21 protein-coding genes and 1 tRNA gene are annotated in these 26261 nt (G+C 35.5%); 10 read left to right on the forward strand and 12 right to left on the reverse strand.

Going from position 1 to position 26261, the window contains the following annotated elements; translation table 11 throughout:
- Positions 1 to 3 precede the first annotated feature (3 nt).
- Together ACPF9A_RS15285 and ACPF9A_RS15290 are read right to left on the reverse strand one after the other, a co-directional pair.
- Positions 4 to 1383, reverse strand: coding sequence for a 3-keto-disaccharide hydrolase (locus ACPF9A_RS15285; RefSeq protein ID WP_423998324.1), 1380 nt, complete (start codon positions 1381 to 1383; stop codon positions 4 to 6).
- Positions 1384 to 2237: 854 nt separating this feature from the next.
- Positions 2238 to 2311, reverse strand: a tRNA-Arg gene (locus ACPF9A_RS15290).
- 76 nt (positions 2312 to 2387) lie between these two features.
- Here ACPF9A_RS15290 and ACPF9A_RS15295 point away from each other — a divergent pair.
- Complete coding sequence (locus ACPF9A_RS15295) at positions 2388 to 2900, forward strand: adenine phosphoribosyltransferase (RefSeq protein ID WP_424004493.1); 513 nt, start codon at positions 2388 to 2390, stop codon at positions 2898 to 2900.
- On the opposite strand, the gene ACPF9A_RS15300 is transcribed toward ACPF9A_RS15295, so the two are convergent.
- The 4 genes from ACPF9A_RS15300 to ACPF9A_RS15315 form a co-directional block, all read right to left on the reverse strand.
- Positions 2897 to 3049 (reverse strand): SsrA-binding protein, encoded by a 153-nt coding sequence (locus ACPF9A_RS15300; RefSeq protein WP_423998325.1) that lies wholly within the window; start codon positions 3047 to 3049, stop codon positions 2897 to 2899. The genes ACPF9A_RS15295 and ACPF9A_RS15300 overlap by 4 nt on opposite strands.
- 299 nt (positions 3050 to 3348) lie before the next feature.
- Positions 3349 to 4545: an IS256 family transposase gene (locus ACPF9A_RS15305; RefSeq protein ID WP_423997793.1), complete on the reverse strand. Its 1197-nt coding sequence runs from the start codon at positions 4543 to 4545 to the stop codon at positions 3349 to 3351.
- A 354-nt stretch (positions 4546 to 4899) separates the two neighbouring features.
- Positions 4900 to 6378, reverse strand: a complete 1479-nt coding sequence (locus ACPF9A_RS15310) for a M56 family metallopeptidase (RefSeq protein ID WP_423998326.1) — start codon at positions 6376 to 6378, stop codon at positions 4900 to 4902.
- On the reverse strand, positions 6379 to 6738 hold the full coding sequence (locus ACPF9A_RS15315) for a BlaI/MecI/CopY family transcriptional regulator (RefSeq protein WP_424004495.1): 360 nt from the start codon (positions 6736 to 6738) through the stop codon (positions 6379 to 6381).
- A 148-nt stretch (positions 6739 to 6886) separates the two neighbouring features.
- On the opposite strand from ACPF9A_RS15315, the gene ACPF9A_RS15320 reads away from it, so the two are divergent.
- A complete protein-coding gene (locus ACPF9A_RS15320; RefSeq protein WP_423998327.1) occupies positions 6887 to 7825 on the forward strand; it encodes a calcium/sodium antiporter in 939 nt (312 codons plus the stop codon).
- A gap of 85 nt (positions 7826 to 7910) precedes the next feature.
- Here the strand turns inward: ACPF9A_RS15320 and ACPF9A_RS15325 are convergent, their stop codons facing one another.
- Positions 7911 to 8933: a glutamine synthetase beta-grasp domain-containing protein gene (locus tag ACPF9A_RS15325; protein WP_423998329.1), complete on the reverse strand. Its 1023-nt coding sequence runs from the start codon at positions 8931 to 8933 to the stop codon at positions 7911 to 7913.
- A gap of 186 nt (positions 8934 to 9119) precedes the next feature.
- Between ACPF9A_RS15325 and ACPF9A_RS15330 the strand changes: the two genes are divergently transcribed.
- The 6 genes from ACPF9A_RS15330 (at position 9120) to pyrF (ending at position 16159) form a co-directional block, all read left to right on the forward strand.
- Positions 9120 to 11306, forward strand: a complete 2187-nt coding sequence (locus ACPF9A_RS15330) for a glutamine synthetase III (RefSeq protein ID WP_423998330.1) — start codon at positions 9120 to 9122, stop codon at positions 11304 to 11306.
- 93 nt (positions 11307 to 11399) lie between these two features.
- Positions 11400 to 12578, forward strand: a complete 1179-nt coding sequence (locus ACPF9A_RS15335; RefSeq protein ID WP_423998331.1) for an AIR synthase related protein — start codon at positions 11400 to 11402, stop codon at positions 12576 to 12578.
- Positions 12579 to 12630: 52 nt separating this feature from the next.
- The gene (locus ACPF9A_RS15340) at positions 12631 to 13074 is read left to right on the forward strand and encodes a ubiquinol-cytochrome c reductase iron-sulfur subunit (RefSeq protein WP_423998332.1); all 444 of its coding nucleotides are present in this window, start codon (positions 12631 to 12633) and stop codon (positions 13072 to 13074) included.
- A gap of 122 nt (positions 13075 to 13196) precedes the next feature.
- Positions 13197 to 14150, forward strand: coding sequence for an FAD:protein FMN transferase (locus ACPF9A_RS15345; RefSeq protein ID WP_423998334.1), 954 nt, complete (start codon positions 13197 to 13199; stop codon positions 14148 to 14150).
- Between the two features lie 107 nt (positions 14151 to 14257).
- Positions 14258 to 15334 (forward strand): peptide chain release factor 1, encoded by a 1077-nt coding sequence (gene prfA, locus ACPF9A_RS15350; protein ID WP_423998336.1) that lies wholly within the window; start codon positions 14258 to 14260, stop codon positions 15332 to 15334.
- Positions 15335 to 15337: 3 nt separating this feature from the next.
- On the forward strand, positions 15338 to 16159 hold the full coding sequence (pyrF, locus tag ACPF9A_RS15355) for an orotidine-5'-phosphate decarboxylase (RefSeq protein ID WP_423998337.1): 822 nt from the start codon (positions 15338 to 15340) through the stop codon (positions 16157 to 16159).
- Here pyrF and ACPF9A_RS15360 read toward each other — a convergent pair.
- Positions 16151 to 16342, reverse strand: coding sequence for a hypothetical protein (locus ACPF9A_RS15360; RefSeq protein WP_423998339.1), 192 nt, complete (start codon positions 16340 to 16342; stop codon positions 16151 to 16153). The two genes, pyrF and ACPF9A_RS15360, sit on opposite strands and share 9 nt — an antisense overlap.
- Before the next feature lie 225 nt (positions 16343 to 16567).
- Between ACPF9A_RS15360 and ACPF9A_RS15365 the strand changes: the two genes are divergently transcribed.
- Positions 16568 to 17350 carry an alpha/beta fold hydrolase gene (locus ACPF9A_RS15365; protein ID WP_423998341.1) on the forward strand — a complete coding sequence of 261 codons (783 nt, stop codon included), beginning with the start codon at positions 16568 to 16570 and terminating at the stop codon, positions 17348 to 17350.
- 121 nt (positions 17351 to 17471) lie between these two features.
- Here ACPF9A_RS15365 and ACPF9A_RS15370 read toward each other — a convergent pair whose 3' ends face one another.
- The 3 genes from ACPF9A_RS15370 to ACPF9A_RS15380 all read right to left on the reverse strand — a co-directional run bounded on the left by ACPF9A_RS15370 (position 17472) and on the right by ACPF9A_RS15380 (position 23906).
- Positions 17472 to 18902, reverse strand: a complete 1431-nt coding sequence (locus tag ACPF9A_RS15370; RefSeq protein WP_423998343.1) for a SusD/RagB family nutrient-binding outer membrane lipoprotein — start codon at positions 18900 to 18902, stop codon at positions 17472 to 17474.
- A gap of 10 nt (positions 18903 to 18912) precedes the next feature.
- A complete protein-coding gene (locus ACPF9A_RS15375) occupies positions 18913 to 22134 on the reverse strand; it encodes a SusC/RagA family TonB-linked outer membrane protein (RefSeq protein WP_423998345.1) in 3222 nt (1073 codons plus the stop codon).
- A gap of 305 nt (positions 22135 to 22439) precedes the next feature.
- Positions 22440 to 23906 carry a helix-turn-helix domain-containing protein gene (locus tag ACPF9A_RS15380; protein ID WP_423998347.1) on the reverse strand — a complete coding sequence of 489 codons (1467 nt, stop codon included), beginning with the start codon at positions 23904 to 23906 and terminating at the stop codon, positions 22440 to 22442.
- 172 nt (positions 23907 to 24078) lie between these two features.
- On the opposite strand from ACPF9A_RS15380, the gene ACPF9A_RS15385 reads away from it, so the two are divergent.
- On the forward strand, positions 24079 to 25275 hold the full coding sequence (locus tag ACPF9A_RS15385) for an IS256 family transposase (protein WP_423997793.1): 1197 nt from the start codon (positions 24079 to 24081) through the stop codon (positions 25273 to 25275).
- A gap of 246 nt (positions 25276 to 25521) precedes the next feature.
- Here the strand turns inward: ACPF9A_RS15385 and ACPF9A_RS15390 are convergent, their stop codons facing one another.
- Positions 25522 to 26238 carry a DUF4197 domain-containing protein gene (locus ACPF9A_RS15390; protein ID WP_423998349.1) on the reverse strand — a complete coding sequence of 239 codons (717 nt, stop codon included), beginning with the start codon at positions 26236 to 26238 and terminating at the stop codon, positions 25522 to 25524.
- Positions 26239 to 26261 lie beyond the last annotated feature (23 nt).

Below are 26261 nucleotides of genomic sequence, written 5' to 3' on the forward strand. Positions count from 1 at the left end.
TGATTATTCTTTAGTGTTGTTGATAGAACGAATTTTAATATTTTTGAAGGATACAAGATCGCCGTGGTCTTGAAGTAAAATTTGACCCTTTTCTAGCTCTCCGAAATTTGGCCATTTCGCATATTTACTTTCAGCTACTAACTTTCTGTATTCATCACTCTTTCTTTCGTATTCAAGCACTTTTGTACCGTTTAACCAATGCTCTACGTGATTGTTTTTAGAAATTATGTGAGCAGTGTCCCACTCTCCAATTGGTTGAATTGGCTTATTCACATCTGCCTGTATTAAATCATATAACGAACTAACGGTTCTACTGCCTTCATGGTTACCCAGTTTTGCATCGGGGTGAAGGTTGTCATCTAAAATTTGATATTCTAAACCTATAGAAGAGCCTTCGCCTTTGTTAATATTTGTATCTACATAATACTTAATCCCACTATTGGCACCAGGTGTTAATTTGAAATCTACTTTTAATTCAAAATCCCCATACAATTCTTCAGTAACAATATCGCCACCAGCAGTAGATTCTGCACCGCCAGAAGCCAATACACTTAAAACTCCGTCTTCAATTTTCCATCCCTGTTCTGGAAACTCTTCCAATTTGGCACCTTTCCATCCATTTGTTGTCTTCCCGTCCCAAAGTAATTCCCAACCATCTTTTTTCTCATCAATTGATAATTGATTTTTAGTGATAATTGGGATAAGTGGCGATGTTCTTGAATATTTAGAAACACTATCTGTAATGATTTTGATATTTTTCCAAATAATATCGGTTCCGGCTTTTTGATCTTTAGAAATACTATGAAGCTGTAAACTGATAAATCCTTTAGCTGTTTTATCATCTATAAGGTATGCTGCAGGTACATCATTTACCCATGTTTTTATAGTATCGCCAATAGCTTCTATGCGGTAATGGTTCCAATCATTTTGCTTAAAAGCTTTTTGTGCTTTTGGGTTGTCGGTCATTGGATTTAACCATCCACGTCTGCCTTCATCATATATTCCGCCACTCCATGCTCTTTCAGATGGGTCGATTTCCACTTGATACCCATGTACTCTACCATTCTGATAATTAGGTATACTATTACTTCTAATCTGTATACCTGAATTCATGGAAGAATCAACCTTGTAATCCAATTCTAAAATAAAATTGTCATATAATTTTTCGGTAGATAAAAAGGTGTTCGGTGTACCATGTGTGGTTGTACCAACTATGGTACCATCTTTTATAGTGTAAGTGGCCTCGCCACCAAGCTTTTGCCAACCGTTTAATGTTTCTCCATCAAATAACGCTACCCATGGGGTATCATCTTTTGGGTTTTCTTTACAACTCGCAAAAATTAAAAGAATTAGTAAAGCAATTGTGTTTGCTGTTGTTCGCATCTTGTTCATTTTGTATTTTAAATTTGGATATGGTTTGATTGTGTTATTCAGGATAAATATCGCTATTAATTCAATTTAATGCGATATATATAATGTGTAATCGATAACTTTTGTAAATATTATTGATTTTTAACTAAAATATTAAAAATTTGATAACATAAAAATTTTTTATTTTTTGTGTTTGAGTCTTTATCTAATGTATTAACAGGATGTTAACATTTGTGATTTTATCATTTCTTTTTTATTGATTTTTTAGATTAAAAAGGCACATAAAAATCATTTATGGCATCTTTTTACTCATATCTATTACCAGTACGGTCATGAAATATCTAGTTTTAATCACAACAAATTTTATGCTTTTATAAAAGATAAAAAACTAGTAGTCTTTTCTTTTAATATTCAACTGTACTAAAACTCAACAACTAATCGAATTAACAAAAAATACTTTCGGTGGTATCTGTTTTATTTTAAATAGAGTTCTTCCTTATTTCTTTCCGCTAGCTTCCATTCATATTATTAAATGCTAATCTGCCTTATATTGAAGTGTAATACTAGGACTATTGCTACTACAGTGATTCTCGATTGAACTATCGTTATAAAACTTTTTGCACGTGAAAGAGTAATCTAAAATAAGATTGAGAATGGGTTAAAGTAAGCATAATTGGCTTCTATGAATTAAATAATTTTTAGAGATAAAAGTCTAATCCCTATTTTTTATAATCGCATCATTTTTATTTAATCGATAGCAAATTTTCATGATTTGTTGCTGATGCAGATTACAATAATTCATTTTATATAACATCTAAAAAACAAAAAACCCTGCAAATTTTAAATTTGCAGGGTTTGGATTCTTGTGACCTCGACTGGATTCAAACCAGTAACCTCTTGAGCCGTAATCAAGTGCGCTATTCAGTTGCGCCACGAGGCCATTTTGATTTTTCCCTTAGCGGGGTGCAAATATATTTCTTTTTACATTTACCACAAAATAAAGAAGACAATATTAAATTAATTTTAAAAGCTTAATTAGAGATATACCTAATTTTCCGAAGGAAGGAGTCATTTTTAAAGACATCACTTTGTTACTACAAAGCCCAACTACTCTTAAAGAAACGGCAAACGCGCTGTTTCATTTATTAGAAGGACAAAAAATAGACAAAGTGGTAGGTATGGAAAGTAGAGGTTTCATATTTGGACCTATTTTAGCCGAAAAACTCGATGCCGGATTCGTGCCAGTGCGCAAGTCAGGCAAATTGCCATCTACTACCATAAGTGAAACATATGACCTAGAATATGGCACAGATACCTTAGAGATTCATATTGATGGTATCGAGAAAGGCGATAGGGTATTAATACACGATGATGTTTTGGCAACAGGTGGCACTGCAAGTGCAGCTTGTAAATTAATTGAAAAATTAGGAGGAGAAATAGTGCAATGTAATTTTCTTATTGAGCTTACTTTTCTTGAGGGCGATTCTAAAATAAGTAACTACCAGGTAAAATCTTTAATAAAATATTAGTCTAATGCATTTGTGGTAACGAAATATCGCCAGCCGATTAAAGCCATTTGTAACTTACTTGCTTTAGATAAATCTAAACGTTGTTTGCTATAAGAGGGTAGCAATACTTTATTAAGCTTGGCAATTAGTTTGTATAACTTCGTTTTCAAAGTAGTAGTTTTTACAAAAATACATAAATAACGCAGCGTTTGATCGAGTTGCAAGGTTTCTATGCATAAAGATCTGTAAAATATTTATCGATAAACCAAGGTAATGATTATACTAAAAATTAAGACAATTATTATTTTTATCAAAGCAATCATGGTAGTTGGATTTTAGTGGTTGATTTAATTTATTGATTGTTTTGGAAAGGTATAGTTGTGGTGTACTTCTTACAAATGTAAAATGTTAAATTAGACACTATCCCATTAACTGTGTAAGTTAAAAATAACAGGGGTTGGACTTTTATCTAAAGTCTGACCCTTTTTTCATAGATCGTCAGGAACTGATTTAGGATTATGCCCCAGTTCCTTACAGGCATCGACCACTTTTTGGTGGCCTCCCTTACCGCCAAATATACGGATTTCATCACGGCATCGTCCGTCGGGAAGGACAGCTTGTTCTTGGTGTACTTCCTGATCTTGCCGTTCAGGTTCTCGATAAGGTTGGTGGTATAGATTATTTTCCTGATCTCGATGGGGAACTCGAAGAACACGGTAAGCTCGTCCCAGTTGTCCCTCCAGCTTTTGACGGCATAGGAGTACTTCCCTTCCCATTTGTCCGCAAAGTCCTTTAGGGCGGCCTTCGCCGCAGCTTGTGTAGGTGCGTTGTAGATAAGTTTCATATCTGTTGTAAAGGCTTTTTTGTCCTTCCAGACAACGTACCTACAGGCATTCCTTATTTGATGCACCACACATATCTGGGTCTTGGATTCGGGGAACACGTTCTTGATGGTCTGGGTGAACCCGTTCAGATTATCGGTTGCGGTTATCAGGATGTCCTCGGTGCCACGGGCGCGTATATCGGTCAGTACGCTCATCCAAAAAGCGGCGGACTCGTTCTTGCCCAACCAAAGCCCAAGGACCTCTTTCTTACCGTCCCTGCGCAATCCTACCGCGATATAGACCGTTTTGTTGATGACCTTCGAGTTCTCGCGTACCTTGAACACGATCCCGTCCATCCAGACGATAAGGTATATCGGTTCCAATGGCCTGTTCTGCCAAGCGACGATGTCCCCGGAGATCTTGTCGGTTATCCTCGATATGGTGGATGTGGAGATATCGAAGTTGTAGACCTCCCGTATCTGCTCTTCGATATCGCTGTTGCTCATTCCCTTGGCATAGAGCGATACGATCACGTTCTCGATACCGTCGACCATATTACCGCGCTTGGGCACGATCATGGGGTTGAAACTGGCATCCCTGTCCCTTGGCACCGCGATCCTTGATTCCCCGAAGGAGGTACGGACTTTTTTGGTCGAATGGCCGTTACGTGTGTTCCCGTTCCTGGCCTTTCCATGTTTGTCATAATCGAGGTGGCCGTCAAGCTCGCCTTCCAGCATCTTCTCGATACCACGTTTTTGGAGTTCTTTCAGAAAACCGTTCAGCTCGTCACCGGTCTTGAACTGTTTTAAGAACTCATCGTTGAATAATTCCTCTTTCTTCATAATGGTGTGAAAATTTAAAGTTAAAAAAATAGCGGGGGCATGCCCCCGCTATTTTTTTATTTACACACTTTATGAGATAGTCCTTTAAATTATTGCATTTGACTACTAATATGTAAGTATTTTAATAGAATTAATTACATTATAGTATCATTAGCCTAGTCTATAGTTGTATATTGAAATCATAACATTCATTTAGGTTTTAGATTGGTATAATCGCAGGTGGTATTTTGTATGATTTTTCAAATTGTAGGCATAAAAATTGCTAAAATGGGTTAAATTTTACAGTTTCATTATTTAATACAAGAAAGCCCGATGTTTTTAAAACCATCGGGCAGTTATAATAGCTGTAAAGCTTTATTTTTTAGTAATGATCTCTATGACTCCGTTTTTACCCTCTTCCCCATATTTCTGTTTCGCAGATTCACCTTTTATTACATTCATAGAAGCAATAGTATTTGTATCTAATTTATTAACGGTTTCAGAATTGCTTTTTATGCCATCTACAAAATACATAGGTTCTTTAGTGTCATCATTCGTAGAAAATTTAAACTCACTTTTTTCATCTTCAACTATTTTGATGTCATAATCGTTGGATGTTGAAGAACTGATTGAAACTTGTTTATTTTTACGTTCTTTTGAACTTTTAGACTCGGTCGCTTTTTGATTAGCACTTTTAATTGATATACTGTTCATGACCGTATTAATTATTATATATGTAGGGTCAATAGTGTCATTGTCTGAAACTGTGTTAAAACGACTGTTTACCTCGCCTTTGGATTTGCTTAGACCACTAATTTGTAATGATAGACTCTGTATCTCTTGATTTTTATTACGTACAGCGGTGTATGATAAGTCGAAATTGTTGTCAGCTAAATAAACTTTGATTTTCAATAGCTCTGAATCGGTAGTGTTCTTGTCTATGACCGCTTCAATTATATTTTTTGTATTGATAGTTTCATTGATACTTTCAGATTTGTAATACTCTCGGGTATTAAAACTGATTAAGAATAGCCCTAGTAATGGTAGAATGCATAAACTTTTTAACGCGTTTACTTTTTTTGACTTTTGTTGATTGATCATAACGATTCGTTTTTTGATTAATGAATTAAAAAATGGATTAATGATAGATAATTGATGATTACTTATTACTTGTTGTAGAAGTGTATATTGATAAGCTTTTTTATTTTGTAATATTTGAGCGTTGTCACTATCTGCAAGAAACTCTAAATTTTGTTTTATCGCTGTTCTGTAAAACCAGGCTATTGGATTAAACCATTGCAGCGTTAAAAAGACTTCTATAAGTATAATATCAAATGAGTGTTTCTGTTTTACATGTACCTCTTCATGAGCTAAAATAGTTTCTAGTTCTTGCTTTGTATGGACATTGGGATTGTATATAATATAATGGAAAAACGAAAATGGTGCTAATTGCTCCTTTGTAGTTATATGAGTAGCTGTTCCTATATTTTCAATAGTTCCTTGATGGATAAGTCTTTTAAGTTGTACTGTTTGGCGGATTAATTTATATAAAAATATACAAAGACCAGAAGTATATATAATGATAAGGATAATAAAGGGCGATATTCTTTTTATAAGCGGTTGTTCGATATTAGATGTAGCTAAATTTGTTGAATTCGTCCAGTTTATAAAAGGTATGTCAATAAAATTGGTGATGTAGATACATGGTAATATCAATGAGACAAGTATTCCAACAATTAAATAGCCTCTATTAAATTTAAAAAGGGTTTCTTTTCTAAGTAATAGGTGATAGCACACAAAGAACAGGAACAATATGAAACTAGACTTTAGTAAGTAATAACAGAATGCTTCCATCTATTTTCCGTTTTCAATTAAATTGATAATTTCTTTTAATTCTTTCACCGAAATTTTTTCTTCCTTGGCAAAAAAGGAAACAAGGTTTTTATAGGAATTATCAAAATACCCTACCATATCTTCATTTATAAATGCTTTGTAATACTCTTCTTTTTTAATTATTGGGTAATATTGGTGTGTTTTACCAAACGCGGTAAAACCTACAAATTTCTTCTCTTCTAAATTTCTTACAATTGTAGATAATGTATTGTAATGTGGTTTACTTTCTGTGATTTCTTCCATTATCTCTTTGACAAAAGCTTTTTTTAGCTGCCATAGAATTTTCATTATTTCCTCTTCTTTATTCGTAAGTTTTTCCATCATAAAATAATTATACGGCTAATGTAAACTATTTTTATAGTTTTAAAACTATAAAAATAGTTATTTAACGATAAATTTAGTTTTCATATCATATCATTTGTCATATGCCAAGAGATATGTTCTAATTATATTTACCAAAATTCTTTTCATGCAAGATTTCTTATTTATAGTTGGCGGACTCATATTATTAATTGCAGGTGGAAACTGGCTATTGAAAGCTGCGGTAGATTTATCGTTGAAATTAAAGATTCCGAAAATTGTAATTGGTATGACCGTGGTGTCTTTTACAACATCGGCGCCAGAACTGATTGTGAGTATAAATGCGGCTCTTGACGGGTTTCCAGATTTGGCCCTAGGTAACGTGGTTGGTTCTAATATCGCAAACCTGGGTCTTGTACTGGCTATTACGATTTTGTTGAGCCCTATCGATGTCAGTAAAAGTTTCTATACCACAGATTGGCCGGTAATGATGCTCGCCTCTTTACTATTTTTCTTCTTTATATATTTTGACGGAGTATTAGAGCAATATGAAGGTATAATAATGGTCATTTTCCTCTTCTTGTTCTTAGTGTATTTGTTACGTTTTCAAAAGCCTGCGGTTATCGATGAAGAAGATGAACCAGATGTTATGATGCCTACGTATAAGACCGCTTTATTCTTAGGTTTGGGTGGCGGAGCGCTTTGGGGCGGATCTGAACTATTGATTAATGGGGCAGTGGGTATGGCGACCGTATTCGGTGTAAGTGAACGTGTAATTGCCATAACAATTGTTTCTATTGGTACAAGTATTCCTGAACTTGCAGCGTCAATAATTGCCGTCATAAAAAAAGAAAAAGCTATTTCTTTAGGGAATCTAATTGGGTCTAATATTTTTAATCTACTTGCAGTTTTAGGTATTACTTCTATAATTACCCCTATTACCGTTATGGATCAAGGTTTGCTGACAAATGATATCTTCTGGATGTTGGGTATATCTTTTCTTATTCTACCATTGGTTTTTATACCAAAAGGATTGCGTTTGGGTTGGAGAGATGGTTTGATATTAATAGGAGTCTATTTGTCCTTTATATATGTTACCATAGGGTAAGTAAAAGTTTTTAAAAATTAAACCAATAAAAAACGCCCTGAACAAGTTCAAGGCGTTTTTAGTATAATCAACAATTAATTTGGTATTAGAATTTAGCTGTTTTTACAGTTTTAATGATTCTAGCAGCAATTTTGTATGGATCACCATTAGAAGCTGGTCTTCTATCTTCTAACCATCCTTTATAACCTTTTTGTACTGCAATTAGTGGAATACGTATAGAAGCTCCTCTATCGGAAACACCCCAAGAGAAATCATTTATTGAAGCAGTTTCGTGTAAACCTGTTAAACGTTGGTCGTTAAACTCACCGTAAACCGCAATATGTTCTTTTACAAATGGTCTAAAAGATTCACAGATTGCAGCATAAACCTCTTTACTTCCACTAGTTCTTAAAGCAGTGTTAGAGAAGTTAGCATGCATACCTGAACCGTTCCAGTCCATATCTTTACCTAATGGTTTTGGATGGTACTCAATATAATAACCATATTTTTCAGTTAATCTGTCAAGAAGGTATCTTGCAATCCAGATTTCATCACCAGCTTTTTTAGCGCCTTTTGCGAATAATTGAAATTCCCATTGTCCTGAAGCAACCTCTTGGTTAATTCCTTCAAAGTTTAAACCTGCCTCGATACATAAATCAGCATGTTCTTCAACTAAATCTCTACCGTGAGTATTTTTACCACCAACTGAACAGTAGTACATACCTTGTGGTGCAGGGTAGCCTCCAATAGGGAAACCTAATGGTAATTGAGTTTTAGTATCCATAATAAAATACTCTTGCTCAAAACCGAACCAGAAATCATCATCTTCGTCATCGATGGTTGCTCTTCCATTAGATACGTGAGGTGTTCCATCAGGATTCATAACTTCTGTCATTACTAAATAACCGTTGATTCTGTCTGGATCAGGATAAATAGCTACAGGTACTAACAAACAATCAGAAGAACCGCCTTCAGCTTGTCTAGTAGATGATCCATCGAAAGACCAATTACCTAATTCTTCTAAAGTTCCCTTGAAATCTTCATGCTCTTCAACTTTCGTTTTGCTTCGCATGTTTTGTGTTGGAAAGTATCCATCTAACCAGATGTATTCTAATTTAATTTTAGCCATAATATGTTCGTTATTTTTTAATAAAAGACAAACAAAAATATGTTTTTTATCAATCTGTACGAATTTTTGAGGGGGTTAATCTGTAAAAATTAAATTTATTGTTATCAACCCCTATTTTTTATCGGGTATTTTATCATATTTCTATTTATTGAACGTAATTTTGTCAAATTAACAATGTATTTACATATGATATCATCAAGATTTGCTGCAATTGCCGAAAGCCAGAAGAGAACTAGTATTGCTGTTGAGGAGAAAGGAAGACGGTCTGACTTGTTCGGAGTCAACGTGTTCAATCAAAAAAAGATGTTGCAATATCTTACCAAAGATGCTTTAGAAAGTTTAAAAGGTACTATGGTTTCGGGATCTAAAATTGATCGCAAAATAGCCGATCAAGTTGCCGAAGCTATTAAAGGTTGGGCAATTACCATGGGTGCTACGCATTACACACATTGGTTTCAGCCCTTAACGGGTTCTACGGCAGAAAAGCACGATGCATTTTTTGATCTTTTGCCAGATGGTACGGCATTAGAAAAATTTGGTGGCGGACAATTAGTTCAGCAAGAACCAGATGCTTCGAGTTTTCCGAGTGGTGGAATTAGAAATACGTTCGAAGCAAGGGGATATACAGCTTGGGACCCTTCTTCACCAGCTTTTATTTATGGTACGACCTTATGTATACCTACTATTTTTGTTTCGTATACGGGTGAAGCTTTAGATAACAAAGCTCCTTTATTGAGAGCGTTAAGTGCCGTTGATGATGCTGCTACAGCTGTTGCGAAGTATTTCGATAAAACGGTTACAAAGGTTAACGCTACCTTAGGTTGGGAGCAAGAATATTTTTTGATAGATAAGGCGCTTGCCTATTCTAGACCAGATATAATGATGACGGGTCGCACTTTGGTGGGTGAAACACCTGCAAAAGGGCAACAGTTAGATGACCATTATTTCGGAGTAATACCGAGTCGTGTATTAAGTTTTATGAGCGATTTGGAAAAGGAATGTACTAAACTCGGTATCCCGGTGAAAACAAGACATAATGAAGTGGCTCCGAATCAGTTCGAATTGGCTCCTGTTTTTGAAGAAGCCAACCTTGCCATTGATCATAACTTGTTGTTGATGGATGTGATGGATAAAATTGCAGTTAAGCACCATTTTAAAGTACTTTTTCATGAAAAGCCATTTGCTGGTATTAATGGTTCTGGTAAACATAATAACTGGTCATTGGCTACAGATACCGGGGTAAATTTATTGAGTCCGGGTTCTACACCGATGAAGAACTTACAATTTTTGACTTTCTTTATTAATACGATAAAAGCAGTTGATACCTACGAAGAGCTTTTGCGTTCTTCAATTGCATCGGCAGGTAATGATTATCGTTTGGGAGCAAATGAAGCTCCGCCAGCTATTTTTTCCATTTTCGTTGGTACTCAGTTAAGTAGTGTGCTTGATGAGTTAGAAGGGGTTTCTAAAGGTAAGTTGTCTCCAGAAGAAAAAACAGAACTGAAATTAAATGTCGTAGGTAAAATTCCAGAAATTTTGATGGACAATACCGATCGTAATAGAACATCGCCTTTTGCCTTTACAGGTAATAAATTTGAAATGCGTGGCGTTGGTGCAAAAACAAATTGCGCTAAGCCAATGACCGTTTTAAATACAATAGTTGCTAAGCAATTAAGAGATTTTAAAAAAGAGGTCGATATATTGATCGATAAAAAAAGCTTGAAAAAAGATGAAGCTGTGTTCAACGTGCTTCGTGAGTATATAAAAACATCGAAGCGTATTCGTTTTGATGGTGATGGCTACAGTGCAGATTGGGAAAATGAGGCGAAAAGAAGAAAATTAAGTAATAATAGAAATACGCCTGAAGCTCTTGAAATATTAACCTCTAAAGAGAGTATTGCACTTTTTGAGACAATGAACGTAATGAGCGAGGTTGAAATTTGCGCTCGCCAAGAAGTAGATTTAGAAAATTATATTATGCACGTACAAATAGAGGGTAGGGTGTATAATGAATTGGTTTATGGTTACATTATGCCTGCAGCTCTAGAATACCAAAACAGGCTGATAAAAAATGTTGCTGGTTTAAAGGAGATCTATGGGGCTGCACATAAAAAATTCTCTGAGGGTCAATTAACTATGATCGAAGAAATTGCAGAGCATGTGGTCGGTATCAAGAAAATGGTAGACGCGATGGCAGATGCTCGTAAAAAAGCAAATGCTATGAAAGACACTAAAAAGAAAGCAGATTCGTATTGCAATAATGTAAAGCCTTATTTTTCAGAAATAAGAATGCATAGCGATAAATTAGAAAAGTTGATGGACAATAACCTGTGGCCACTAACAAAATACAGAGAATTATTATTTATTGAGTAAGTCGAATTCATAATTAAAAAAAATGAGGGAATATTAAGCTGAACAACAGTGGCAGTTTTAATGATTCCCTTATTTTTGCCACAAATTTAAGTTATGTCCACATCAAGCAGTGAAAGATATCAGCAACGAGGCGTGTCTGCCTCAAAGGAAGATGTACACAATGCCATCAAGAATATCGATAAAGGTCTTTTTCCGAAGGCATTTTGTAAAATAGTCCCTGATTATTTAACAGGTGATGAAAATTATTGCTTGGTAATGCATGCTGATGGTGCGGGCACCAAGTCTTCTTTGGCATATATGTACTGGAAAGAAACCGGAGATATCTCTGTGTGGAAAGGTATTGCTCAAGATGCATTAATCATGAATATTGATGATTTGATCTGTGTTGGGGCAACCGATAACATTATGCTTTCTTCTACTATAGGTAGAAATAAAAATAAAATTCCGGGTGAGGTGCTATCGGCAATAATAAATGGTACCGAAGAATTGATTAATGATTTAGGGGAATTTGGTATTACAATTCACTCTACGGGTGGTGAAACTGCCGACGTAGGTGATTTGGTAAGAACCATTATTGTAGATTCTACAGTTACTGCTAGATTAAAAAGAAGCGATGTTATCGACAATGCGAATATAAAAGCAGGAGATGTAATCGTTGGCCTAGAGTCTTTTGGTCAAGCTAATTATGAAAAAGAATATAATGGCGGAATGGGAAGTAACGGACTCACTTCTGCCCGACATGATGTTTTTTCAAACTATTTGGCAGATAAATTTCCAGAAAGTTTTGACGCAGAAGTACCTAAAGATCTTGTCTATTCTGGTACTATAAAGTTGACCGATAGGGTCGAGAATTCGCCGATCGATGCAGGTAAATTGGTGCTGTCGCCAACGAGAACTTATGCGCCTATCGTTAAAAAAATACTTTCAAAATATAGTTCAAATGAAATCCACGGAATGATTCATTGTAGTGGAGGGGCACAAACAAAAATTCTTCATTTTATTGATGAATTACATGTGGTAAAAGATAACTTATTCGATGTGCCACCACTTTTTCAATTGATTCAAGAACAGTCTGGTACAGATTGGAAAGAGATGTATAAAGTTTTTAATTGTGGTCATAGATTAGAGTTTTATCTTCCTGAAAATATCGCAAATGATATTATTGAAATCTCGAAGAGTTTTGGTGTAAATGCCCAAATTATTGGTAGGGTAGAGGCTTCAGATTCTAAAAAACTAACAATTTCAAGTAAGTATGGCACCTTTGTGTATTAACGTATACGATTAGGGTAAATAAATCGTTCTTTTTGTATAAACCTATCTTGCTATGGAAAGAAAAGAATTTTTACGAACGCTTGGGGCGGGTGCTGCCTTTGCAATTACTTTTCCTTGTTTAGGAAGCTGTTCAAAAGATAGCGACGTAGAAGGTGATATTGTAGCCCAACCAACAGATGTAGATTTTACAATTGACCTTGAGTCTACTGAAGCTGCAAAGCTGGCAAATAATGGTGGCTTTATTCTGAAAAATTTAGTGGTTGTTGTTAAAAATCTAGAAGGTGAATTTGTTGCTGCAACTCAAATTTGTAGCCATGAGCAATATGATCAAGTACGTTTTGTAAATCAAGACGGTGGTATTTTCTATTGCGATGTTCACGGATCTAAATTTTCTCAAACTGGTACGCCGTTAAATGAAATTCCGAACAGCACATCTAAGGCATTAAAAATTTACAATACCAGCCTTGAGGGTTCTATATTGCGTGTTTTTGAATAATCATCGCGCAACATATCATTAAACCACAACTACACCAACCTAACTTATTTATTCTTTATGTTCATATGTATCCCCAATTAGAGAAATAAGTGAAAAAGATTTATGCCTTAATATTATGTCTAATGACCTGCTTTGCGTACGGTCAAGAGAAAAAGTATGTAACGGTAAAAAAATCGTACGAGGTAATGGGTGGCGATTTTGATATCACGGTAATTTCTGAAGATGAAGAGCTGGGTTATATTTATATACAAGAGGCTTTGGCAGAAGTGCAAAGAATCGAAAAATTAATTTCTTCTTGGGATGAGGAATCCGAAACTAGTTTAATTAATAAAAATGCAGGTATTAAGCCTGTACCTGTAAGTTGGGAGCTTTATAAATTAATAGAGCGATCCATTTTATTATCAGAAATAACTGATGGTGCCTTTGATATTACATTTACGGCATTGAACGATATTTGGAAATTAGATGGTAGTATGGAAGCCATGCCTACCTCGAACGATGTTAAATCTATAAAGCAAAAAATCGGATACAAGAATATTATTCTAGATAGCAAAGAGCAAACGGTTTACTTGAGTAAAAAGGGAATGCGTATTTCTTTTGGTGGTATCGGTAAAGGTTTTGCGGCAGATAAGGTAAAAGCTTTGTTAGTTTCTAATGAGGTTAAGGCGGGTATCATCAATATAGATGGCGATATTACCACATGGGGTACAAAAGTGACGGGAGATAAGTGGCTTATAGGGGTGGTGAACCCTGATCAAAAAGGCGGCATATCTTCTTGGATACCGATTCTTGAATCATCGGTTGCTACTACTGGTAGCGACGGTAATTTTATACTATCGGGCAATGAAAAATACACTCATATTTTAAATCCGAGAACGGGTTATCCGGCGACGGGTATACTTAGTGTGTCGGTTTTTGCCAAAAGTGCCGAAACATCAGATGCATTAGCTACTTCAGTATTTGTAATGGGTATCGATGCAGGGCTTGCGCTTATCAATCAACTGGGAGATACAGAGGTAATCATTGTAGACAGCACCAATAAAATGCATAAAAGCAATGGCATCTTGCTAAACTAGCTTTTCTTTTAAAGAAACACATTCTTATTTTTTAATTCATACCATAATAAACACTTTAGTGTGTCTGTAATTTTATTGTAAATTTGCCATACAAGTGAAGTAAGCATATGATAGACAAGTTAAACATCGTAAAACAACGTTTTGATGAGGTTTCAGACCTTATAATTCAACCGGATATTATTACCGATCAGGAAAGATATGTGAAACTCACAAAAGAGTATAAGGATCTTAAGGATTTAATGGAAAAACGAGAAGAATACCTTGAGTTGACCAATAATATCGCGGAGGCTGAAGAAATTATTGCTGATGGTAGTGATGCAGAAATGCTAGAGATGGCAAAAATGCAAATGGAGGAGGCTAAAGGTGCTATACCAAAACTTGAAGAGGATATAAAGCTCATGTTGATTCCTAAAGATCCGGAAGATGCAAAAGATGTAGTTGTTGAGATAAGAGCAGGAACGGGTGGTGATGAAGCTAGTATTTTTGCTGGTGATCTTTTTAGAATGTATACTAAATACTGTGAGTCTAGAGGATGGAAAACTAATGTAATCGACCTTAGTGAAGGTACTAATGGCGGATATAAAGAAATTCAGTTCGAAGTTACCGGTAACAATGTTTATGGTACATTAAAATTTGAAGCTGGTGTACACCGTGTACAGCGTGTACCACAAACAGAAACTCAAGGTAGAGTACATACTAGTGCTGCTACGGTTATGGTTTTGCCAGAGGCCGAAGAGTTTGATGTGCAAATAGAACCTAAAGATGTACGTATAGATTTTTTCTGCTCATCTGGTCCTGGTGGTCAGTCGGTGAATACAACATATTCAGCAGTTCGTTTAACGCATATCCCAACCGGATTGGTAGCGCAGTGTCAAGATCAAAAATCTCAACATAAAAACAAAGACAAGGCTTTTAGAGTATTGCGTTCCAGATTATATGATATGGAATTGGCAAAGAAGCAAGAAGAAGATGCCGCTAAACGAAATTCTCAAGTAAGTAGTGGTGACCGTTCTGCTAAAATTAGAACATACAATTACCCACAAGGTAGGGTAACTGACCACCGAGTCGGATTAACATTGTATGATTTGTCTAATATCATTGATGGTGATATTCAGAGAATTATAGATGAATTAAGTTTTGTAGATAATACAGAGAGATTAAAGGAAGCGTCTGAGATTTTTTAATATATGACCACACAAGAATTAGTTGCCCAAATTCATAAAAAACAAACTTTTTTGTGCATTGGTCTCGATACCGATTTAGAGAAGATTCCAGCTTTTTTATTGGAAGAGGAAGATCCTATATTCTCATTCAATAAAGCTATTATCGATGCAACTCATGAATTATGTGTTGCATATAAGCCTAATATCGCTTTTTATGAAGCATACGGAGTACAAGGCTGGTCTGCTTTACGTAAAACTATTAAGTATTTAAATAATAATTATCCTGATATTTTCACCATTGCCGATGCAAAGCGCGGAGATATCGGTAATACTTCTACAAGATATGCGAAGGCATTTTTTGAAGATTTAAATTTCGATTCTATTACTATCGCTCCGTACATGGGGCGCGATTCTGTTGAGCCATTTTTAGCTTTTGAGAACAAGCATACCATTCTTTTGGCATTAACGTCTAACGAAGGTGCTTTTGATTTTCAGACAAAAAAGGTAGAAGGTAAAGAGCTTTATAAAGAAGTACTGTCTGTGTCGACAACCTATAAAGGTGCCGAGAATTTAATGTATGTTGTAGGTGCTACCAAAGCAGAATATCTTAAAGAGATTCGAAAAATTGTGCCAGAAAATTTCTTGCTTGTGCCAGGAGTTGGTGCACAAGGGGGTAGCTTAAAAGATGTATGTGAATATGGTATGACCAAAAATATTGGTCTACTAATTAATTCATCTCGCGGAATTATTTATGCATCTGATCAAGATAATTTTGCAGATGCAGCCAAGGTTAAGGCTAAAGAATTACAGCAAGAAATGAAGAAAGAGCTAGAAAGACTAAACTAATTCTTCTAACGTTCTTTTAATTTTCTGCGCTTTTGACTCAAAAAATTCTCCTAATTGTGTATTCGCTTGAATAGTAGAAGCTTTTTCTAAAAATATTTGATATTGGTATTCCAATAAGCTAATAATATCATTATTTGCCTCTATTGGTGTTACTGATCCTACTTTACAATACTGCTTGTTCATTATACTAGATTTGTGTTCTTACAAATATACGTTCAGATTTAAATTTTGGACGTTCGTATACTAAGCTGTACAACTAATTATTAGGTAATATGTCTTTTTTTTAACAGTATTGTAGACGAATATTGAAAAGACTATTCATTTTAAGTGAATTTTGATTATCCTAAACCAATAATTGAAAAAGAATTGATACATTGTAGATTAACTGTTTTTTAAAGAGACATTAAGTTGCTTCACTATATAACTTACCGGCATAAAACATCTTCTAAATGGGTCACGTTTGTTCATGGCGCTGGTGGTAGTTCTTCAATTTGGTATAAACAAATAAGAGAATTCAAGAAACACTTTAATGTATTGCTACTCGATTTAAGAGGTCATGGCAATTCTAAACCTAGTTTAAAGAATGTTTTTGATGAGAAGTATACTTTCGATGTTATTACTAATGACATTGTTGAGGTAATTGATCATGAAAAGATTGAGAAATCGCACTTTGTTGGTATTTCGTTAGGTACTATACTTATTCGCAATTTAGCAGAAAATCATCCTGAACGAGTAGAGAGTATGGTTATGGGCGGTGCTATTATGAAACTAAATTTACGTTCTCAAATACTAATAAAACTTGGTGTTGTTTTTAAAACGGTGATACCTTACTTATGGCTATATAAATTCTTTGCCATTATTATAATGCCGAATAAGAACCATCGGGAGTCTAGATTGCTTTTTGTTCGCGAAGCAAAGAAATTGTACCAAAAAGAATTTATTCGTTGGTTTAAGCTTACTTCAGAGATAAATCCGTTACTACGTTTTTTTCGTTCTGCCGATATTAAAATTCCAACCTTATATGTAATGGGCGAAGAAGATTATTTGTTTTTACCTAGTATTCGTAAAATTGTAAAACTTCATGAAAGTTCTCAACTTATAGTAGTTGAAGATTGTGGTCATGTGGTTAATGTAGAGCAGCCTAATTTTTTTAACGAGAAGGTGGTAGCTTATTTAACGAAACAAAGCTAAATGACCGTGCATCTAATTTGAGATAGGTAAAACTAATTCTTTTATAAAAATATTTTAGAATGAAAAAGGCCGATGCTTTACCATCGGCCTTTGACCATTAAACTAAACTATAACTCAATCTTTAATTTACATCCCAAAAAAGTGGTGTAGTTAAATTGTCCCCTCCAATAGCACTAGAAGCTGCGTCATAATTAGCTCCGTTTACTGCAGATTCTTTTACAGGATATATCATCCTTAAAGGAACTTCTTGCTGTGTTTGAGTTGATAGAGCCAATTCTGGCCAATCTAATCTTCTATACTCAGTCCAAGCTTCAAATCCTCTATTGAATAAAGAAATCCATTTTTGTGTACCTATTTTTTGTTTATAATCGCCAGTAGCGGTGGCATATGCAACAGTTGGTTGTGCTAAATAAGCATCTACTTCATCTTGCGTTCCGCCATAGTAAAGAATGGATGCAGTGATTCCTGCATTGTAAAATTCTTCGGCATCGCCAGCAATAAAACCTCTTTCAACAGCTTCTGCTTGAAAGAATGCAACTTCAACATAGTCCATAATAGACCCTGGGTATGTCGGGTCACCAACAATATCAAAGTTAAGATGTGTGTAATTTGCATAAGAGTTGTTACCTCCAATTGGACCGCCAATATATGAATCTTTGTTATCTGTAAAATAATTATCTAGACGGGGATTATTCAGTGCAGTTAACATGTTTACTGATGTTTCACCTGCGATATAATCTTCTCTTCTATTTTGTACTTCAAATAAATTATAAATAGGGTTGATGTTTGTAGTTGGTGAAGATTCATAATAAATGATTGTATTATCATCATTAGATGTAAATACACCAGCATTTACCGCTTCAGAAACTGTAGAACTAGCCAAGGTTGAATTGAAATCGGCTAAACGCATTCCCAATCTTAATTTTACTGAGTTTGCTAATTTTCTCCATTTAACAACATCACCTCCGTAGAAAATATCATTTGTTCCAAACGACTCTCCACCACCTGCTAGTGCAGCTTGTGCAGCAGAAATTCTACTGATTAGATCTAAGTAGATAGTTTCAGCATCATCATATACCGGAAAAAGGTTATTGATATCTGCTGATTCGCTATATGGAATGTTCCCATTTAAATCTACTAAATGCTGATACGTGTACACTTTAATAGTTTCAATTATTGCCAATTGATTTGATTTCTTAGTCGGCTCTAATATTTCATCGGCCTCGATTAATTCAACGGCTGAATTCAAATCATTTATTACGTTATTGTAATAGGTGGTCCAATATGCTTGTGAAGGATCTCTACCAATAACCAAATAATTAGATTCATCTACATAAGTAGCCTGAGACCAGTGTTGTGCCCATAAGCGAAACACATTTGTTCCACTTATTGTTGTAATTCTGTCCGACAAATTTTTTTCGGCGTTCGCAACAAGAGTCTCTGGTGGTACTGCAGTTGGTAACTTTGGGTCATTGTTATAATCTGTTATATCTTCTGTGCAACTAGACAGTAGCATACCTGCCGATGCTAATACTATATATATATTCCTCATTGTTTTTTTTTTAGAATTGCAATTTAATGTTAAAGCCATATTCCTTAACTGAAGGATATGCACCAATCTGGAAGCCTTGTAAGTTACCTGCTCCAAAACTTTGCTCTGGATCCGCGTATGGAAGGTCTTTACTTATTATCCATAAGTTTCTACCAACTGCAGTAAATGACACTGCGTTGAAAGGTAATTTATCTATGAATCTTTTAGGTAAAGAATACCCTAGGGTAACCTCTCTTAATTTTACGTATGATGCGTCGTAAACGAATTGTGAATCTGGTGCGTTACCGTATCTTCCATAAGGATTTTCATATGTGGTAAAGTCTGCTCTAACTGTGTTTGTAGAACCGTCTGCCTGTACGCCCGGTAGTATTACTCCACCAGAGGTGTTATCATTAGTTACAGGGTCTCTTAATGGATTTCCTAAATCATTGACACCAGCTGTAACGTCGTAAATACCAGTAGCCATACCGAAGTATGTATCTCCACTAAATACGCTACCACCTTCTTGAATATCAATTAAAAAGCTAAGGCTGATATCTTTATATTTGAAAGTGTTAGAAAGACCCATTTTCCAATCAGGATTGATATCTCCAAGTACTTCTTGTGATGATTCTGTTTTAAGATATAGCCCATCTTCACCAACAACTCTTTCGCCATTTACATACTCGTAGTCAGTACCCTTTAAAGTACCATAAGCTTCCCCTTTTGCAGCATTTAAACTTACGCCAAAGAAGCTGTTAACTAGTATGTTCTGTGAATCTTCAAAAAGATCTAGCACTTCACTTTTGTAAGCAGAAAAGTTAACGTCTGTTTTCCATGAAAAATCTGGTGTTTTGATCGTAGTAAAGTATAGTTGTGCTTCAACACCTTTGTTAGATACCTCTGCAGAGTTTACCACAGTATTGGTAAAACCAGTTGCAGGAGTTATTTCTACAGGGATGATTGCATCACTAGTGATTTGCTCATAAAGAGAAACATCAAAACCAATACGTCTGTTCCAGAAATTCATCTCTAAACCTAATTCTTTACTTTCAGTTCTTTCTTCTTTAAGATTTGGATTGTTTGATGTTCCAGGGTTAGAGTAAAGTGTTGCTCCTCCGAATCCTGCAATAGGATTGAAAGTGTTCAATAATTGATATGAGGTAGCACCGTTACCAACTTGTGCGTAACCTGCTCTAAGTTTACCAAATGAAACGACATTACTTTCAAATAAATTAGAAAAAACAAAACTCGCAGAAACAGCAGGATAGTAAAATGAATTTTGACCATCAGGCAATGTGGAGAAAGTGTCATTTCTTATAGAACCTTCTAAAAACAACATGTTATCATAATCTATACTTGCATTTGCAAATGCGCCAAATACACGTACATCTGCATCATATTCTGAACTTGCATCAAAAACAATAGGATTAACTGAATTTGAAAGTGCATAAATACCGGCTAGTTTAAGTCCACCATCGGTTGTAGCAGTAACATAATTGTTTTTCGTTTGTCTGTAATTGGTACCTAAAACACCTGAAATTCCAAATTTTTCAGAAAGGTCACCTTTGAAATTCAAGAAAAAATCATAGTTGTATTCAGAAAAGTTAATATTTTTTCTAGAGTACTCTGGAGTATCAATACTACCAATGTTATTTCTTTCTTCTCTTAGTTCTGCATAGTTATCAACGGTTGCTCTACCAAAAATCTCTAGCCATGGTAAAACATCATATGAAATACTACCATAACCAAATAGTCTATTTCTTTCATCGGTATTAAAGTTTTCATATCTGGTGAAATAAGGGTTGTCCCAATACTTGGCACCTAAGCTAGTTGGTCCTGACGGGTTCCATGAAATATTCTGTTTGGTAGCAAAATAAGCATCGCGCTGATCTTTCAAATCTGTGCTGGTAGCCCACCATTGTCTAAAATTTGTCATAATGTTTTCTGCATCATAACCAGTACCATATCTACCTAAGCCAGAGCTTTTAGTATAAGTGGCCTTTCCTGTAACAGTGATTTTGTCGTTCAAATCCATAACACCAACTAAATCGATATTATGCCTTCCGATTTCACTATTTGGTAATATACCTGTTTGGTCTAGTCTAGTATAGCTCATTCTTAAGCTACCTGTTTCAAAACCTTGACTAATTGCAATGTTCTGTGAGCTCGTAACACTATTTTGAAAAATGTATTCGGGGCCATTTTCCGGTGCTACCCACGGACTCTTTTGTAAGTAAGTGTCAAGTTGTGGAAAATAAGAATCCCATTGGTAAAGCATTAAATTAGGATCATATCTTAAACCAAAGGATCCATCTTCGCCTGTAGCTGGTGTAAGGTCTTCAATGCCATCACCGTCAACATCAATTGAGTCAAGATATCCAGCCCCGTAAAATGGGCCATATCCTTGACCATATTCTTGTTGAAAAATCGGAAAAGTATCTTTGTCATATTTACCAATGTTAACTGAGCTGGTAATTGATATGCCTAACCCTTCTCCTTTTTTTCCTTTTTTAGTGTTAATGATAATGACACCATTTGCAGCTCTTGAACCATAAAGTGCTGTTGCTGCCGATCCTTTTAGAACGTTAATACTTTCAATATCATCTGGGTTAATATCACTAGCGGCATTACCATAGTCATATCCGTCACCACCTTCAGCCTGTGAGGTCGAGTTGTTGGTGTCGTTGTTTAGTGGTACGCCATCTACTACGAAAAGAGCTTGGTTGTTACCTGTGATTGAAGAGTACCCTCTTATTACAACGTTAGCAGAGCCCCCTAAAGTAGAACTCTTTTTAATATCTAAACCGGCAACTTTACCAGATAAAGAATTAACGAAGTTTTGATCTTTGGCAGTGTTAACCTGGTCGCCTTGAACTTCTTGTGTTGCATAACCAAGAGATTTTTTTTCTCTAGATATACCAAGAGCTGTTACCACAACTTCGTCCAATGCTTGAGCATCTTCCTCCATTTGAACATTAATTGTGTTTGCTCCTCCTACTGTTTTAGTAGTTTCTTTAAGCCCGATGTACGTGAATGCTAATACATCTCCTGTGCTTGCGGCAATGGAATAATTTCCATCAAAATCTGTTTGAGTACCATTTGTTGTGCCTTTGATAAGAATGTTTACACCAGGCAGGGGTAAACCAGTTTGATCTGTGACCGTACCTGTTATACTCTTGTCTTGCGCAAAGCTAATGTACGCTACAAAAGTAAGTAACAGAGTAAGAAAATTTCTCGCGTTTGTTCTCATAAATTTAATTTGAGTGTTAGTTAGAAAAGGTTAGTAAACAATGTAAAAGAGCCGGTCGATTTTTTAGATAGCTAATCCTTAAATAATGAGATCAAAAAAAGAAATTTTTTTGAAGACAACCGACTCCTTACAATTTGTGCGAAAATAGATGGGGTTGGGTGTTAAAAGGGTAGATTCCGACCTAAGTTAATGGCGATCCGATTGAAATTTACCTTTACTACTTCTGTAAGTAGTTGTTATTTAGTGATTTGTAAAACGGGAAGTTGAATTGTGAAAATTTTAGTATAATTAAGTAAATATTATAATTACACCTTAGAAATTTGTTTTTCTATGTATTCTTTGGGAGTCATGTGCATTCTTTTTTTGAATGCTTTGTAAAAGGAAACCTTGTTGTTAAAGCCACATTCATAGATTAAATCAAGTACTTGTTTTTTTGGGTTTGATTCAATTATATTAACAGCTTCTACTATTCTGTAATCATTGATTAATTCATAGAAATTTTTATTTAAGTCTTGATTTATAACCTGTGAGACACTATACTTATCTACATTAATTACTTGAGCTAGTTTAGATAGTGTAAGTGTGTTGTCTAAATAGATTTTATCATTTTTTAATAAATCAAGTAATTGAGATTTTACCTGAACGCTCATATTTTCGGTAAGACCAGAATTTTTATATTTATTAACTGTTTGATTTGCTTGTGGAATGTCGATGATACCAAGAATGACATTTGGTTGTACAACTAAAAGAACTTCTAAAACTGCAATAAACAGAATAAGGTAAACGGCAATAAAGTATTTTGATATGTAATCAAAAACAAAAATATGTTCGAAAGCGGCTCTAGCTATTAAGAACATGATTAAAATAACAATAAATACAATTAGGGTTAGGATCCAATTTTTAAAACTATGATCTAGCAGCTTTTTATTAAGTTGAAATTCGGCAATTATAAGTATTAGATAGGCAGATAGATGTATGGTTTTTATCCAATTATCGTTCATTATTATATCTAGGGCATTTAAGAGGGGATTGGTCTCAGCGTATACGCTATCATAAAAATTGCCGAATATGACAAGTGCAATCAAAACCAAAAAGAAGGCTAAATAATGAAAAATAAGTTCTTTTCTTTTTATGGAAACACCGAGGTATTTCGTTTTAAGATATAAATATAATGAGGGTGCCCATAAGAAAAATAGAACTCTATAAATGGAAACGGAGGGTGAATATGCAAAAAAATCTTGCCAGTATAATACTAGTTCGATCAATGCTAGTGATATGGCGAAAAGAAAGATGGATAAGAAAATATTACTTTTGGTTGCCCTATGTTTATAGAAAATATAACCCGACGTTATTAACCCAATAATAGCTATTAGAATGAAGATGATATTAAGTAAATATACTTGAACCTTATGTTTGTAGTTATTAACAGCTAATTGACCGTCATTTTCTAAAACAGAGTCTTCACTTATTGGTATATCGATTAATTGTTTTCTGCACTCAATTAAATATAACTGAAGTGAATCTACATTCGCAAAACCTAATGATTTTGCGGAAATAAAATAATCATAAGCTTTTTCAAAATTTTTGCCTTTGTATTCGCATACCCCTAAAATGTAGAAGTCTTCAGCGGTATATTCATTCACCTGGATAGTAGAAAGTGTAACAGATGCTTGATTACAATCTATTAAATTTACTGCTATTGGTTGCGGAGTTGCAGAGATAGGTAAGAATAAGAATAATATGATTACTAATAAATAGTTTTTTGTAGGCACCAATAACGTTTTAGGATATTAATAACTCAAATAATTAAGTCGGGGGATGCTCTAGAAAATTTAAAACTTAACTTCAAAAGTTATATTAAGGACTATCTCATAAAGTGTGTAAATAAAAAAATAGCGGGGGCATGCCCCCGCTATTTTTTTAACTTTAAATTTTCACACCATTATGAAGAAAGAGGAATTATTCAACGATGAGTTCTTAAAACAGTTCAAGACCGGTGACGAGCTGAACGGTTTTCTGAAAGAACTCCAAAAACGTGGTATCGAGAAGATGCTGGAAGGCGAGCTTGACGGCCACCTCGATTATGACAAACATGGAAAGGCCAGGAACGGGAACACACGTAACGGCCATTCGACCAAAAAAGTCCGTACCTCCTTCGGGGAATCAAGGATCGCGGTGCCAAGGGACAGGGATGCCAGTTTCAACCCCATGATCGTGCCCAAGCGCGGTAATATGGTCGACGGTATCGAGAACGTGATCGTATCGCTCTATGCCAAGGGAATGAGCAACAGCGATATCGAAGAGCAGATACGGGAGGTCTACAACTTCGATATCTCCACATCCACCATATCGAGGATAACCGACAAGATCTCCGGGGACATCGTCGCTTGGCAGAACAGGCCATTGGAACCGATATACCTTATCGTCTGGATGGACGGGATCGTGTTCAAGGTACGCGAGAACTCGAAGGTCATCAACAAAACGGTCTATATCGCGGTAGGATTGCGCAGGGACGGTAAGAAAGAGGTCCTTGGGCTTTGGTTGGGCAAGAACGAGTCCGCCGCTTTTTGGATGAGCGTACTGACCGATATACGCGCCCGTGGCACCGAGGACATCCTGATAACCGCAACCGATAATCTGAACGGGTTCACCCAGACCATCAAGAACGTGTTCCCCGAATCCAAGACCCAGATATGTGTGGTGCATCAAATAAGGAATGCCTGTAGGTACGTTGTCTGGAAGGACAAAAAAGCCTTTACAACAGATATGAAACTTATCTACAACGCACCTACACAAGCTGCGGCGAAGGCCGCCCTAAAGGACTTTGCGGACAAATGGGAAGGGAAGTACTCCTATGCCGTCAAAAGCTGGAGGGACAACTGGGACGAGCTTACCGTGTTCTTCGAGTTCCCCATCGAGATCAGGAAAATAATCTATACCACCAACCTTATCGAGAACCTGAACGGCAAGATCAGGAAGTACACCAAGAACAAGCTGTCCTTCCCGACGGACGATGCCGTGATGAAATCCGTATATTTGGCGGTAAGGGAGGCCACCAAAAAGTGGTCGATGCCTGTAAGGAACTGGGGCATAATCCTAAATCAGTTCCTGACGATCTATGAAAAAAGGGTCAGACTTTAGATAAAAGTCCAACCCCTGTTATTTTTAACTTACACAGTTAATGGGATAGTGTCTTATATTAATGGTAAAACTATTGCTTTTTTTACAATTATAAAACAAAAAAACCGGTGCTCCCACCGGTTTTTAAATAACTAACTAACTAACTCAAAAAATAACTAACTCAAAAAATTGAAAATGAATGTTTTAATAGAGTTCCTTAATTTTTAACGCATAATTAATTAAGTTATTGTAGCGTCTGTTAAAAATCTACTTTTTATCTTGAAGCGCAAATACTTTTCTAAGCACATCTGTAGTTCTAGATGAATATTTTGTTCTAATTTCTTCCTCTTCTACGGCAATCATTTTGTAAACACCAGCAAGAGCCTCCCTAGTAACATAATCGGTCAAATCGGGATTAATGTTATTTGTAAGTGGAATGGCATTATATTTTGTAATTATAGAGCTCCATATTTTATCGGCACCTACTTTTTTGAACGAGTTGTTTATTACCGGGTTGAATTTTGCATACAATTCAGAAGTAGTCTTTGTCTCTAAGTAAGTTGTAGCTGCATCGTTACTACCTAAAAGAATATTCTTTGCATCTGCAAATGACATCTCTTTTACTGCATTTACAAATATTGGTGTCGCTTCAGATACAGCATCTTCTGCTGCTCTGTTTAAAACTTTTAGCCCCTCATCTGCTAAATTACTTAACCCTATATCACGTAATGTTTTATCTACCTTTTGTAAATCTTCGGGTAAAAGAATTTTTACTAATTCATTTTTATAGAAACCATCTGTTTGGGTTAATTTGCTTACTTGCTTTTCTATACCTTGGTCAAGAGCTTCTTTTAATCCGTTGGCAATGGCATCATTACTTAGAACACCTTCGGTTGAGCCCGGTAATTGATTTACTACTTGCTGTAATTCGGCACATGAAAAGGCTAATAACATGCATATGGTCAAGCTTGCTTTTTTAATCATCAGAATATAATTTATATTGGGTT

It is taken from the genome of Maribacter sp. IgM3_T14_3, assembly GCF_049603095.1.
Lineage (GTDB): Bacteria > Bacteroidota > Bacteroidia > Flavobacteriales > Flavobacteriaceae > Maribacter.

Coding starts and splice junctions, on each gene's coding strand:
- ACPF9A_RS15285 (WP_423998324.1), bottom strand. CDS start 1,383: ATGCGAACAACAGCAAACACAATTGCTTTACTAATTCTTTTAATTTTT.
- ACPF9A_RS15305 (WP_423997793.1), bottom strand. CDS start 4,545: ATGAAGAAAGAGGAATTATTCAACGATGAGTTCTTAAAACAGTTCAAG.
- ACPF9A_RS15310 (WP_423998326.1), bottom strand. CDS start 6,378: ATGGAAGCATTCTGTTATTACTTACTAAAGTCTAGTTTCATATTGTTC.
- ACPF9A_RS15315 (WP_424004495.1), bottom strand. CDS start 6,738: ATGGAAAAACTTACGAATAAAGAAGAGGAAATAATGAAAATTCTATGG.
- ACPF9A_RS15320 (WP_423998327.1), top strand. CDS start 6,887: ATGCAAGATTTCTTATTTATAGTTGGCGGACTCATATTATTAATTGCA.
- ACPF9A_RS15325 (WP_423998329.1), bottom strand. CDS start 8,933: ATGGCTAAAATTAAATTAGAATACATCTGGTTAGATGGATACTTTCCA.
- ACPF9A_RS15330 (WP_423998330.1), top strand. CDS start 9,120: ATGATATCATCAAGATTTGCTGCAATTGCCGAAAGCCAGAAGAGAACT.
- ACPF9A_RS15335 (WP_423998331.1), top strand. CDS start 11,400: ATGTCCACATCAAGCAGTGAAAGATATCAGCAACGAGGCGTGTCTGCC.
- ACPF9A_RS15340 (WP_423998332.1), top strand. CDS start 12,631: ATGGAAAGAAAAGAATTTTTACGAACGCTTGGGGCGGGTGCTGCCTTT.
- ACPF9A_RS15345 (WP_423998334.1), top strand. CDS start 13,197: ATGACCTGCTTTGCGTACGGTCAAGAGAAAAAGTATGTAACGGTAAAA.
- prfA (WP_423998336.1), top strand. CDS start 14,258: ATGATAGACAAGTTAAACATCGTAAAACAACGTTTTGATGAGGTTTCA.
- pyrF (WP_423998337.1), top strand. CDS start 15,338: ATGACCACACAAGAATTAGTTGCCCAAATTCATAAAAAACAAACTTTT.
- ACPF9A_RS15360 (WP_423998339.1), bottom strand. CDS start 16,342: ATGAACAAGCAGTATTGTAAAGTAGGATCAGTAACACCAATAGAGGCA.
- ACPF9A_RS15370 (WP_423998343.1), bottom strand. CDS start 18,902: ATGAGGAATATATATATAGTATTAGCATCGGCAGGTATGCTACTGTCT.
- ACPF9A_RS15375 (WP_423998345.1), bottom strand. CDS start 22,134: ATGAGAACAAACGCGAGAAATTTTCTTACTCTGTTACTTACTTTTGTA.
- ACPF9A_RS15385 (WP_423997793.1), top strand. CDS start 24,079: ATGAAGAAAGAGGAATTATTCAACGATGAGTTCTTAAAACAGTTCAAG.
- ACPF9A_RS15390 (WP_423998349.1), bottom strand. CDS start 26,238: ATGATTAAAAAAGCAAGCTTGACCATATGCATGTTATTAGCCTTTTCA.